The following is a 13093-nucleotide window of genomic DNA, read 5'->3' as shown; positions in this document are numbered from 1 at the left end:
CTTGCTTTCTCTCGCTGCATTGCACACACTGCCTTCGGGAATAGCAATCACCGCACAATGATGCGGGCTAGGCAAAGAGACGTATGGCTATCACGGCAAGCATCTACCATCTCACCCACTACACATACGACAATCCGGTCCGCCTCGGCCCACAGATCATCCGCCTGAAACCCGCCTCGCATTCCAAAACGCGCGTATTGAGCCATTCGCTGAAGGTCACGCCGTCAAATCACTTCGTCAATCTGCAACAAGATCCCTACGGCAACTACCTCGCCCGTTTCGTCTTTCCCGATCCGGTCACAGAGTTGAAGATCGAGGTCGATCTCATTGCCGATATGACCGTTTACAATCCCTTCGACTTTTTCGTCGAAGAGGAAGCCACCAAATGGCCCTTCGCCTATCCGGAGACGATCCGCGAGGATCTGTCGATCTATATGACGCCGGAAGAAACCGGGCCGCGGCTCCAGGCCTTCCTCGACACGCTCGACCGCTCCGAACAGCCGACCGTCGATATGATCGTCGGCATCAATGCAAGGCTGCAGCAGGAGATCGGCTATGTCATCCGCATGGAAGCCGGGGTGCAGACACCAGAGGAGACGCTCGAAAAGGCTAAGGGTTCTTGCCGCGACACCAGCTGGCTGCTGGTGCAGGTGCTGCGCCACCTCGGTCTCGCCGCCCGCTTCGTCTCCGGCTACCTCATCCAGCTCACACCTGACCTGAAAGCGCTCGACGGCCCGTCCGGCACCGAAGTCGACTTCACGGATCTGCATGCCTGGGCGGAACTCTATCTTCCCGGCGCCGGCTGGGTCGGTCTTGATCCCACCTCGGGACTGCTCACCGGCGAGAGCCACATTCCGCTTGCCGCCACGCCGCATTATCGCAACGCCGCCCCGATCTCCGGCGGCTACTTCGGCGAGGCAAGCACCGAGTTCGACTTCGCGATGACGGTGACCCGCGTCGCCGAACATCCGCGCATCACCAAACCCTTCTCCGACGAAAGCTGGGATGCATTGAACGCGCTTGGAGAAAAAGTCGATGCCGTTCTCAGACAGGACGATGTACGCCTGACGATGGGCGGCGAACCGACCTTCGTCTCGATCGACGATTTCCAGTCGGAAGAATGGAACACGGCAGCCGTCGGTCCGACCAAGCGTGACCTTGCCGATCAGTTGATCCGACGCCTGCGCGAGCGTTTCGCGCCCGGCGGCTTCCTGCATTACGGCCAGGGCAAATGGTATCCCGGCGAAGGCCTGCCCCGCTGGACCTTCTCGCTGTACTGGCGCAAGGACGGCAGGCCGATCTGGCAGAACCCCGCGCTGATCGCCGAAGAAACGGCAAAGACCGGCGCGGACTCGGAGAGCGCCGGCAAGCTTCTGAATGCGATTGCCAAGGAACTGGCGATCGAGCCCGACATGGTGCAACCGGCTTACGAAGATCCGGCTGAATGGATCGTCAAGGAAGGCAGTCTGCCCGAGAACGTCGATCCTTCCAATTCGAAGCTCAAGGATCCGGAGGAACGCAGCCGCATCGCCCGCGTCTTCGAGCGTGGCCTGACAAACCCGACCGGCTACATATTGCCCGTACAGGCCTGGAACGCGCGTGCCGGCACGACACGCTGGGTCAGTGAAAAGTGGCGCACGCGTCGTGGCAAGATTTTCCTTGTGCCGGGCGATTCGCCGGTCGGCTATCGCCTGCCGCTCGGCACGCTCCCCTATGTGCCGCCGTCGCATTACCCCTATATCCATACGGCCGATCCCTCCATTCCGCGCACGCCTCTGCCTGACGTCATCCTGCCCGCCGGCCGCGCCATGCCGGAAGCTTCCTTCCAGTCGGACGATAGCGCCCAATCGCGGGTCGAACAGACGCTCGGCGAAATCGGTGGCGCCGTTCGCACCGCCATCTCGGTCGAACCGCGTGACGGTCGGCTCTGCGTCTTCATGCCTCCGGTGGAAAAGATCGAACATTATCTCGAGCTGCTGGCAGCGGCCGAGAATGCCGCGGCTGAACTTGGACTGCCGGTTCACATCGAGGGCTATTCGCCGCCGCAGGACGAACGCATCAACGTCATTCGCGTCGCGCCGGACCCGGGCGTGATCGAAGTCAATATCCACCCTGCATCCAACTGGCAGGACTGCGTCGACATCACGACTGCGGTTTATGAGGAAGCGCGGCAAACACGTCTCGGCACGGACAAGTTCCTGATCGATGGACGTCACACCGGCACCGGAGGCGGCAATCATGTCGTCGTCGGCGGCGCCAATCCGAACGACAGCCCATTCCTTCGCCGCCCCGACCTGTTGAAGAGCCTTGTGCTGCATTGGCAGCGCCATCCCTCGCTCTCCTATCTGTTTTCCGGCATGTTCATCGGGCCGACCAGCCAGGCGCCGCGTATCGACGAAGCCCGTCACGACAGCCTCTATGAGCTGGAAATCGCCCTTGCCCAGGTGCCAGCACCGGGCCAAGGCTTGCAGCCGCTGCCATGGCTTGTGGATCGGCTTTTCCGCAATCTCCTGACCGACGTGACGGGCAACACCCATCGCTCGGAAATCTGCATCGACAAGCTGTTCTCGCCGGATGGACCGACGGGGCGGCTCGGCCTCGTCGAATTCCGCGGCTTCGAGATGCCGCCGAATGCCCGCATGAGCCTTGCACAGCAATTGCTGGTGCGCGCGCTGATCGCCCGCTTCTGGCGCAACCCCATCGACGGCAGGTTCGTCCGCTGGGGCACGACACTGCACGACCGCTTCATGCTGCCGCATTATATCTGGCAGGATTTCCTCGACGTGCTCGCCGATCTCCGTGAAAGCGGCTTCGATCTCCGGCCGGAATGGTTCCAGGCGCAGCTCGAATTCCGCTTCCCCTTCTGCGGCGAAGTGGAATACGAGGGCAGCAAGCTGGAACTGCGCCAGGCGCTGGAACCGTGGCATGTGCTCGGTGAAGAAGGTGCCATCGGCGGCACCGTACGCTATGTCGATTCATCGGTAGAGCGCCTACAGGTGCGGCTCGAAACGGCCAATCCTTCCCGCTACACAATTGCCTGCAACGGTCGGCCCGTGCCGCTGACGCCGACGGGAATGGCCGGCGTCTCCGTCGCCGGCGTGCGCTACAAGGCATGGCATCCCGCTTCCGGCCTGCATCCCGTCCTCCCCATCGATACGCCGCTGACCTTCGATATCTACGATACATGGTCGCGACGCTCCATCGGCGGATGCATCTATCATGTTGCTCATCCAGGCGGCCGAAACTATGACACCTTCCCGATCAACGGCAACGAGGCGGAAGCACGGCGTCTTGCGCGTTTCGAGCCTTGGGGGCATACAGCAGGCGGCTATGCCCTGAGACCTGAGACCGCATCGGTGGAATTCCCGCTGACGCTCGATCTTCGGCGGCCGGCAGGAATTTGAGACGGAACTGTACATGGCTAGAAAACCGGCGGCGGAAAAACGCGACGACGTGAAGGCTGGAATCGGCAACGATCCGGCCTTTGCCTATAGCGCGCTGGCCGGCGTCGCCGACGAAATGGTCGATAACACCGGTGCGGTGCGGCCGGTCTGGCAGAATCTGCTATCTGCACTGAGCCGTATGTCGGAACAGGAATTGACCGAACGCTTTGCCCGCGCCGACCGCTATCTGCGCGATGCCGGCGTTTTCTATCGGGCCTATGGCGCAGCAGGCGTCAGCGAGCGCAACTGGCCGATCTCGCATATCCCTGTTCTGATCGACGAGCGCGAATGGCAAAGCCTCTCCGAAGGTCTGCGCCAGCGCGCCGATCTGCTGGAAGACGTCATCGCCGACATTTACGGCGACAGTCGCCTGGTGAACGAAGGCCTGCTACCGCCTGCCCTGATCGCCGGCAATCCGGAATTCCTGCGCCCGCTCGCTGGCGTGAAACCGGCGAACGGCCATTATCTGCACTTTCTCGCCTTCGAAATCGGCCGCGGCCCCGATGGTAACTGGTGGGTGCTGGCCGACCGTGCCCAGGCGCCGTCTGGCGCCGGCTTTGCGCTTGAAACGCGCGTCGCCACCACTCGCGCCTTCTCCGACATCTATGCGGAAACCAAGGTTCATCGCCTCGCCTCCTTCTTCGGCGCCTTTCGCGACGCGCTGCTCGGTGGCAAACGCGGCGGCGAAGGACGTGTCGCGGTTTTAACCCCGGGACCGGCCAACGAGACCTATTACGAACACGCCTATATCGCCCGCTATCTTGGCTTCATGCTGCTGGAAGGCGAGGACATCACGGTCGTCAAAGACCAGCTGATGGTTCGCACGGTCGCCGGCTTGCGGCCGATCAGCGTGCTCTGGCGCCGCCTCGACGCGTCCTATGCCGACCCGCTTGAGCTGAACCAGCACTCTCATATCGGCACGCCGGGCATGGTCGAGGCGCTGCGGGCACAGACCGTCAGCATCGTCAACGCGCTCGGCTCCGGCATTCTGGAAACCCGCGCCCTGCTCGCCTTCATGCCGACCATCTGTCGGCATCTGCGCGGCGAGGAACTGAAGCTGCCGTCAATCGCGACCTGGTGGTGCGGCCAGAAGAGCGAGCGCGAGCATGTCGCGGCCAACATCGAGAAGATGGTCATCGGGCCGGCCTATTCCTGCATGCCCTTCTTCGACGACAACGGCCAATCGGTGCTCGGTTCAACACTGCGCAGCACCGCCCGCGATTCGATTGCTGACTGGCTGGCGACCGAAGGTCACAAGTTGGTCGGACAGGAGGTCGTCACCCTTTCGACAACGCCGGCCTGGGTCAATGGCAAGCTGATACCGCGGCCGATGAGCCTGCGCGTCTTCGCCGCCCGCACGGAAAATGGCTGGCAGATCATGCCCGGCGGCTTTGCCCGCATCGGCAGCGGCGACGATGTCGCCGCCATTGCCATGCAGTCGGGCGGCTCGGCAGCCGACGTCTGGATCGTTTCCGATAAGCCCGTCGAAGCACACACACTGTTGCCGACCGAAGAAAGCTTCACCCGCAACATGCCGGGTAGCCTGCCGAGCCGTGCCGCCGACAACCTTTTCTGGCTCGGCCGCTATATCGAGCGTGCCGAAGGGGCGCTGCGCATTCTGCGCGCCTGGCACGGGCGTTTTGCTGAAGCTGCCGATCCGGATCAGCCGCTGCTCGCCAATGTCAGCGCCTATCTCGCCGGCATCGACATCGACATCGGCAAGGCGGTGCCGGAAAGCCTGCTGCGCAACATCGACAGCGCCGTCTATTCGGCCAGCAATATCCGCGATCGCTTCTCTCCGGACGGCTGGCTGGCATTGACCGACCTTGCCAAGACCGCCCGCCGCTTCAAGGAAAATGTCAGGCACGGCGACGACGCCAGCCATGCCATGACCGTCCTGCTGCGCAAGCTCGCAGGCTTTGCCGGCCTCGTCCACGAGAACATGTATCGCTTCACCGGCTGGCGCTTCCTGTCGCTCGGCCGCTATATCGAGCGCGGCCTGCACATGACGCGGCTGCTCGGCCACATGTCCGGCCCCGATGCGCCCGATGGCGCGCTCGATATGCTGCTCGAAATCGGCGACAGCGTCATGACCCATCGACGCCGTTACAACGTCAACACCGCTCGCCTGACAGTGACCGATCTTCTGGCGCTTGATCCTCTCAACCCACGCTCGATCCTCTTCCAGGTGAACGAGATCCGCCACGAGGTGGAGCAACTGCCGAACGCCTTCGTCAACGGTCAGATGTCGCCCTTCTATCGGGAAGCCATGCGATTGCATTCGGGGCTCGCCGTCATGACGCCGGAAACGATGAACGGCGAGGTCTATCAGCGGCTGGAACGAGAGCTGGAGCAGCTCTCCGATCTGCTCGCCCGCACCTATCTCGGATGATGTAATGCTCTACGACCTGTCGCTGCATATGGGCTATATCTACGACGTTCCGGCCAGCGGCGCGCGCCACATTCTGCGCCTCCTGCCGCTGTCGCTCGCCAATCGCCAGCGTCTGATTGCCGGTTCGCTGAAAATCAGCCCCCATCCGAACGAACAGTCGAACTTCACCGATTTCTTCCAGCATCCGGCAACCTCCATCCTGGTGCGTGATCCGCATCAGAAACTGGATATCCGCATGCAGGCTCGAGTTCAGGTCGAAAGCCAGCCGGTCGCGGCAGACTTCTCGCCACTGCTGGCGAAGCTGCCCGAGGAAATCAGCGATTGCTGGTCGATCGATCCCGCCTCGCCGCATCATTTCCTCGGCAGCAGCCCTCGCCTGCCGGACACACCCGAGATTGCCGCTTACGGCAAGCAGTGGAAGACGACAAAGCTGACGACCATGCAGATCGCCCATGCGGTCTGCGCCCAGATCCACAAGGACTTCACCTACGATCCGAAGGCAACGACGGTCGACACCTCGCCCAAGGAGGCCTTCCGCCTGAAACGCGGCGTTTGCCAGGATTTCTCGCATGTGATGATCCTCACCTTGCGCAGCCTCGGCATCCCGGCCGGCTATGTCAGCGGCTTCCTGCGCACCATCCCGCCACCAGGCAAAGAGCGGCTCGAAGGCGCCGACGCGATGCATGCCTGGGTGCGCGTCTGGTGTGGCGAGATCGCGGGCTGGATCGAGCTCGATCCTACCAACAACATTCCGGCCGGCACAGACCATATCGTCGTCGGCTATGGCCGCGATTATTCCGATGTCGCCCCCGTTATCGGAGTCTTGAAAGGCTATGGTAACCAAAAGACGGTTCAGGCCGTAGATGTCATTCCACTAATATAGTACAAAGCTAATATAGTATAAGACACAATCAAAATGATACCAAACTGGCGGTTTATTAAAATTAAAACCACCACTTAAACGATTGACTCATATTTATCATCGATAGTCCCGCCCGTTCTTGAGGCTTTTAACTCCCTCCAGCAGGCGGACATGATGATCTCCGGTTCGGATATACTTCGTACATTTAAGAAACTTCTCGGCAATAGTGCCGGCAACTTCGGTATTCTGACCGCAGTGGCCATACCGGTGCTGGTTGCAGGCGGCGGGGTTGCAATCGATGTTGCGAACATGTCGCTGTCGCGCAGCCAGCTACAGGAAGCGACAGACGCCGCTGCACTCGCCACGGCCACAGCACTCGTCAATGGTGGCGCAACCACGGCAAACGCAAAGGACCTGGCTACCAGTCTCGTTCTTGGGCAGATGTCGAATTATCTTGGCGGCGACACCACCTCAACGAATTCGCTTAAATCCGGCGTTACCGCGACGGTGACAAAGACGACAGATTCCTCAGGCAATGTCGGTTATTCGGTCGTCGTGAACGCGTCATATTCCATGACCGCGAACGGTATGACCAAGCTGCTCGGTCAAAGCTCATTGAATGTCGGCACGTCAAGCAGCTCGACGAGCGGGAAAACTTCCGAATCCCAGAAGAATGCCTTGTCGATGTATTTCGTTCTGGATCGATCCGGCTCCATGGACGAAGCCACGGATACGGTTAATAGCGATCAACCCACGACAACGTACACCTACAGCTGCACGACGACAAATTCGTATGGCAAGCAGGTGACTGGCACCTGCACCGGCACCAAACCGAATTATTATAGCAAAATGCAATCGTTGAAGATCGCGACATCCAATCTTTCCGCGCAACTGAACAGCGCCGATCCGAACATGATGTATGTACGCACCGGTGCGGTATCCTATAACAACGCCGCTCAAACGCCTTCATCTCTGGCATGGGGTACGAGTGGGATCGCCACTTATGTCAACAATTTGACTTCCAGCGGCTCGACGAATTCCGCACCCGCTTTCACGACCGCAGTCAGCGCGCTGACGCAACCTTCAACCACGGCAGGGCTGACGAATGAGCAGCTACAGCACAAGAAGAAAAGCGGCGTGGCAAACCCCACCATGTACATCGTTTTCATGACCGATGGCGACAACAACGTGGCTAATGCCGATGCGACTACCAAAATCCAATGCGACAAAGCACGCAGCAACGGCATTCACGTATATACAATTGCCTTTATGGCGCCTGCAAATGGTCAGGCATTGCTGAAATACTGCGCCACCTCGGCTTCCGACTACTTTACGCCTCAAAGCGCGGCGGATCTGTTCAACGCGTTTAAGACGATCGCTACCGAGACATCCAAACAGATGACGCTCCTGACGCAGTGACCGGGCCTCACGCCAAACAACCATGAATGGATTTTAAACAGAAAACCCCGCGATACGAGTATCGCGGGGTTTTCTGTTTCGACGGTGCGCGAATAAGAGCCGGAAACATCATCGGAATCAAGTCTTTTCCCGCCGGGAGAGAGCAGTTGGCGGCTATTTTGGCATCTGCTCAACTCACTTGTTGCAACTGCTTTACATCAGTGCGTAAACTGCTAGGGAAGAGGAGAGGAAATTCGGTTTAATCGGGCATAACACCCTGAATATAAAACACAAATGGCGAGAGTTGATAATATGAATAATTTGACGAAGGCCGATCTTCCCGTCCCCGCCCCGCGCAGTTCCCGCCCCGAAATCCTTGCGGAAGAAATCATCGAACGCCTGACCTATCGCATCGGCAAGGATGCGAAAGTGGCCAAGCCGCACGACTGGTTGACAGCCACGATCCTCGTTGTACGCGACCGCGTCATCGACAAATGGATGGAATCGACCCGCCGCGTCTACGAGACCGGCGCCAAGCGGGTATACTACCTATCGCTCGAGTTTCTGATCGGACGCCTCATGCGCGACGCGGTCTCAAACCTCGGCCTGATGGAAGAGATCACCGATGCCCTGTCCTCGCTTGGCGTCGACATCCGCGTCATCGCCGGCCTGGAGCCCGACGCCGCGCTCGGCAATGGCGGTCTTGGCCGGCTCGCCGCCTGCTTCATGGAATCCATGGCGACCGTCGACGTGCCGGCCTATGGCTACGGCATTCGCTACGTCCACGGCCTGTTCCGTCAGCAGATGGCCGATGGCTGGCAGGTAGAACTGCCGGAAACCTGGCTCGCCCACGGCAACCCTTGGGAATTCGAGCGCCAAGAAAGCTCCTACGAAATCGGCTTCGGCGGTTGCGTCGAAACGGTCGGCGGTCATGACGATCAGCCCCGCTATGTATGGAAACCGGCCGAGCGCGTCATCGCCACCGCATTCGATACGCCCGTCGTCGGCTGGCGGGCGAAGCGCGTCAATACGCTGCGCCTCTGGTCGGCACAGCCGATCGACCCGATCCTGCTGGATGCCTTCAACGCCGGCGATCACATCGGTGCGCTCAGGGAAAGCAACAAAGCTGAAAGCCTGACGCGCGTCCTCTATCCCGCCGACGCGACGCCTGCCGGCCAGGAACTCCGTCTGCGCCAGGAGTTCTTCTTCTCCTCGGCCTCGCTGCAGGACATTCTGCGCCGTCACCTGCAGCAGTACGACGACCTGACCAATCTGGCGGACAAGGTCGCGATCCAGCTGAACGACACGCATCCGGCAGTTTCCGTCGCCGAAATGATGCGCCTGCTGGTCGACGTTCACGGCCTCGATTTCGACAAGGCCTGGGGTATCACCCGCGAGACGTTCGGCTACACCAATCATACGCTGCTGCCGGAGGCTCTCGAAAGCTGGCCCGTGCCGCTCTTCGAACGGCTTCTGCCGCGCCACATGCAGCTGGTCTACGCCATCAATGCGAAGATCCTCGTCGAGGCCCGCAAGGCCCGCAATTTCAACGACACGGAGATCCGCTCGATCTCGCTGATCGACGAAAACGGCGATCGTCGCGTGCGCATGGGCAATCTCGCCTTTGTCGGTTCGCACTCCATCAACGGCGTCTCGGCACTGCACACCGACCTGATGAAGGTCACGGTCTTTGCCGACCTGCACAAGCTCTATCCGGATCGCATCAACAACAAGACCAACGGCATCACACCGCGCCGCTGGCTGATGCAGTGCAATCCCGGTTTGACCGGTCTTATCCGTGAAGCCATCGGCGACGATTTTCTCGACGATGCCGAAAAGCTAAAGCCGCTCGACAAATTCGCCCACGACAGCGCCTTCCAGGAAAAGTTTGCCGCGGTAAAACGCGCCAACAAGGTGCAGCTATCCAATCTCGTCGCCAGCCGCATGGGCATCAAGCTCGACCCGAACGCGATGTTCGATATTCAGATCAAGCGCATCCACGAGTACAAGCGCCAGCTTCTCAATATCATCGAGACGGTGGCGCTTTACGACCAGATCCGCTCGCATCCGGAGCTGGATTGGCAGCCGCGCGTCAAGCTCTTCGCCGGCAAGGCGGCGCCGAGCTATCATAATGCCAAGCTCATCATCAAGCTGATCAACGATGTCGCCCGCGTCATCAACAACGACCCGTCGGTGCGCGGCCTGCTGAAGGTCGTCTTCGTGCCGAACTACAATGTCTCTCTCGCCGAAGTCATGGTTCCGGCCGCCGACCTCTCCGAGCAGATTTCGACCGCCGGCATGGAAGCATCGGGCACCGGCAACATGAAATTCGGCCTCAACGGCGCGCTGACCATCGGCACGCTCGACGGCGCCAATGTCGAAATGCGCGACAATGTCGGCGAAGACAACATCATCATCTTCGGACTGAAGGCAGACGAAGTCGCCAGCCTGCGCAGCGACGGCCACGATCCTCGTGCCGTCATCGAGCGCTCGCGCGAACTCGCCCAGGCGCTTGCGGCCATCGCCTCCGGCGTCTTCTCGCCGGACGATCGCAGCCGTTATGCCAGCCTGATCGAAGGCATCTATAGCCACGACTGGTTCATGGTCGCCGCCGACTTCGATGCCTACGCTTCGGCGCAACGCGAAGTCGACATCCTGTGGGCCAATCCGTCGGAGTGGTACGCGAAGACGATCAACAACACCGCACGCATGGGCTGGTTCTCCTCCGACCGGACGATCCGTCAATATGCCAAGGAAATCTGGAGAGCTGGATGAAAAAGCCGAAGAGACCCGCTGACGGCACAGGCTTGAGGGACATTTCGGCAGACGATATTGCTGCAATCCTCGCAGGCACCCATTCCAATCCGTTCGCCGTCCTCGGCGTCCACCGGGTCGACGATGGATTTGTGGCCCGCTGTTTCATTCTCGGCGCCGAAGCAGTGACCGCGACGGCGCTCGATGGCACCGTCATCGGCGAACTCGATTGCCTCGATTCGGCGGGTTTCTTCACCGGCGAGGTAAAACTCTCCAAACAACAACCGGTACGTTACCGGGCCCGGCGCGCTGATGCCGAATGGGCAGTAACCGACCCCTATAGTTTCGGCCCGGTCCTCGGTCCGATGGACGACTACTTTGCCCGCCAGGGCACGCATCTGCGCCTGTTCGACAAGATGGGCGCACATCCGCTGAAGCATGAAGGGGTCCAGGGCTTTCATTTCGCGGTCTGGGCGCCGAATGCTCAACGCGTTTCGGTCGTCGGCGATTTCAACAACTGGGATGGCCGCCGGCACGTCATGCGCTACCGGTCGGATTCCGGCATATGGGAGATCTTCGCGCCCGATGTGCCGGCCGGCGTCGCCTATAAGTTCGAGATCCGCGGGCAGGATGGCGTGCTGCTGCCGCTGAAGGCCGATCCTTTCGCCCGCCGCAGCGAATTGCGCCCCAAGACCGCATCCGTCACGGCCAACGAACTCAATCAGGTCTGGGAGGATGCGGCGCATCGCGAGCATTGGGCAAGCGTCGACCAGCGCCGGCAGCCCATCAGCATCTACGAGGTACATGCGGGCTCCTGGCAGCGCCGCGATGACGGCTCCATGCTCTCCTGGGACGAGCTTGCCTCACGCCTGATCCCCTATTGCGTCGATATGGGCTTCACCCACATCGAGTTCCTGCCGATCACCGAGCACCCCTACGATCCTTCCTGGGGTTATCAGACGACCGGCCTCTACGCCCCGACCGCCCGCTTCGGCGAGCCTGACGGTTTCGCCCGTTTCGTCAACGGCTGCCACAAGGTCGGCATCGGCGTCATTCTCGATTGGGTGCCGGCGCATTTCCCGACCGACGAGCACGGCCTGCGCTGGTTCGACGGCACCGCGCTTTACGAGCACGAGGATCCGCGCAAGGGTTTCCATCCCGATTGGAATACGGCGATCTACAATTTCGGCCGTACCGAGGTTCTCTCCTATCTCGAGAACAATGCCCTCTTCTGGGCGGAAAAATACCATTTGGACGGTTTGCGCGTCGATGCTGTCGCCTCGATGCTCTACCTCGATTATTCGCGCAAGCATGGCGAATGGATCCCCAACGAATATGGCGGCAACGAAAACCTCGAAGCCGTCCGCTTTCTCCAGTCCATGAACACGAGGGTCTATGGCGCCCACCCGGGTGTCATGACTATCGCCGAGGAATCCACGTCCTGGCCGAAAGTTTCGCAGCCGGTCCACGAAGGCGGCCTCGGCTTCGGCTTCAAGTGGAACATGGGCTTCATGCACGACACGCTGAGCTATCTCTCCCGCGAGGCCGTGCACCGGAAGTATCATCACAATGAGCTGACCTTCGGCCTGATCTATGCCTTCTCGGAAAACTTCGTCCTGCCGCTCTCCCATGACGAAGTCGTGCACGGCAAGGGATCGCTGATCGCCAAGATGGCCGGTGACGACTGGCAGAAATTCGCCAATCTGCGCGCCTACTATGCCTTCATGTGGGGCTATCCCGGCAAGAAGCTGCTGTTCATGGGCCAGGAATTCGCCCAATGGAGTGAGTGGAGCGAAGAGCGCGCGCTGGACTGGAACCTGCTGCAGTATCGCATGCATGAAGGCATGCGGCGCCTCGTCCGCGATCTCAATTTCACCTATCGCAGCAAGCCGGCACTGCATGCACGCGACTGTGAAGGCGATGGCTTCGAATGGCTTGTGGTCGATGATTTCGAGAATTCGGTTTTCGCCTGGTTGCGCAAGGCGCCGGGTGAAAAACCGGTTGCGGTCATCACCAATTTTACGCCAGTCTACCGTGAGAATTATACATTGCGCTTGCCAGCTGAGGGGCGGTGGCGCGAGGTGTTGAATACCGATGCCGACATTTATGGCGGCAGCGGCAAGGGCAACGGCGGGCGTGTGCAGGCCGTAAGTGCCGGCGGCGGCATACAAGCGACAATAACGCTACCCCCGCTGGCGACCATCATGCTCGAACCGGAATTTTGAGATCATTACGGACAGGGAG

General features: G+C 60.4%; 6 protein-coding genes. All 6 read left to right on the top strand.

Translation table 11 applies throughout. From position 1 onward, the window contains the following. The first annotated feature begins 83 nt into the window (after positions 1-83). Positions 84-3404 (top strand): DUF2126 domain-containing protein, encoded by a 3321-nt coding sequence (locus ACIQJ2_RS22195; RefSeq protein ID WP_400671985.1) that lies wholly within the window; start codon positions 84-86, stop codon positions 3402-3404. A 13-nt stretch (positions 3405-3417) separates the two neighbouring features. After that, the gene (locus ACIQJ2_RS22190; RefSeq protein WP_400671988.1) at positions 3418-5835 is read left to right on the top strand and encodes a circularly permuted type 2 ATP-grasp protein; all 2418 of its coding nucleotides are present in this window, start codon (positions 3418-3420) and stop codon (positions 5833-5835) included. A 4-nt stretch (positions 5836-5839) separates the two neighbouring features. After that, positions 5840-6718 (top strand): transglutaminase domain-containing protein, encoded by an 879-nt coding sequence (locus ACIQJ2_RS22185; protein ID WP_400671990.1) that lies wholly within the window; start codon positions 5840-5842, stop codon positions 6716-6718. Positions 6719-6868: 150 nt separating this feature from the next. Then, entirely contained in the window at positions 6869-8116 is a 1248-nt protein-coding gene (locus tag ACIQJ2_RS22180; RefSeq protein ID WP_400671992.1) for a pilus assembly protein TadG-related protein, read from the top strand. 291 nt (positions 8117-8407) lie between these two features. Beyond that, positions 8408-10870 (top strand): glycogen/starch/alpha-glucan phosphorylase, encoded by a 2463-nt coding sequence (locus tag ACIQJ2_RS22175; RefSeq protein ID WP_400671994.1) that lies wholly within the window; start codon positions 8408-8410, stop codon positions 10868-10870. Then, positions 10867-13074, top strand: coding sequence for a 1,4-alpha-glucan branching protein GlgB (glgB, locus tag ACIQJ2_RS22170; RefSeq protein WP_400671997.1), 2208 nt, complete (start codon positions 10867-10869; stop codon positions 13072-13074). The genes ACIQJ2_RS22175 and glgB overlap by 4 nt, the downstream gene beginning before the upstream one ends. The last annotated feature ends 19 nt before the right edge of the window (positions 13075-13093 follow it).

Origin of the sequence: Rhizobium sp. NPDC092011 (assembly GCF_044756305.1) — a bacterium.
In the GTDB taxonomy this organism is placed as follows: domain Bacteria; phylum Pseudomonadota; class Alphaproteobacteria; order Rhizobiales; family Rhizobiaceae; genus Rhizobium.
Note: the sequence above shows the minus strand (reverse complement) of the source record. Positions and strands in the feature narration are given on the sequence as shown.

Excerpts from the sequence above, each read along its gene's own strand:
- glgB (WP_400671997.1), top strand. The coding sequence starts at position 10,867 with ATGAAAAAGCCGAAGAGACCCGCTGACGGCACAGGCTTGAGGGACATT.
- ACIQJ2_RS22190 (WP_400671988.1), top strand. The coding sequence starts at position 3,418 with ATGGCTAGAAAACCGGCGGCGGAAAAACGCGACGACGTGAAGGCTGGA.
- ACIQJ2_RS22175 (WP_400671994.1), top strand. The coding sequence starts at position 8,408 with ATGAATAATTTGACGAAGGCCGATCTTCCCGTCCCCGCCCCGCGCAGT.
- ACIQJ2_RS22180 (WP_400671992.1), top strand. The coding sequence starts at position 6,869 with ATGATGATCTCCGGTTCGGATATACTTCGTACATTTAAGAAACTTCTC.
- ACIQJ2_RS22185 (WP_400671990.1), top strand. The coding sequence starts at position 5,840 with ATGCTCTACGACCTGTCGCTGCATATGGGCTATATCTACGACGTTCCG.
- ACIQJ2_RS22195 (WP_400671985.1), top strand. The coding sequence starts at position 84 with ATGGCTATCACGGCAAGCATCTACCATCTCACCCACTACACATACGAC.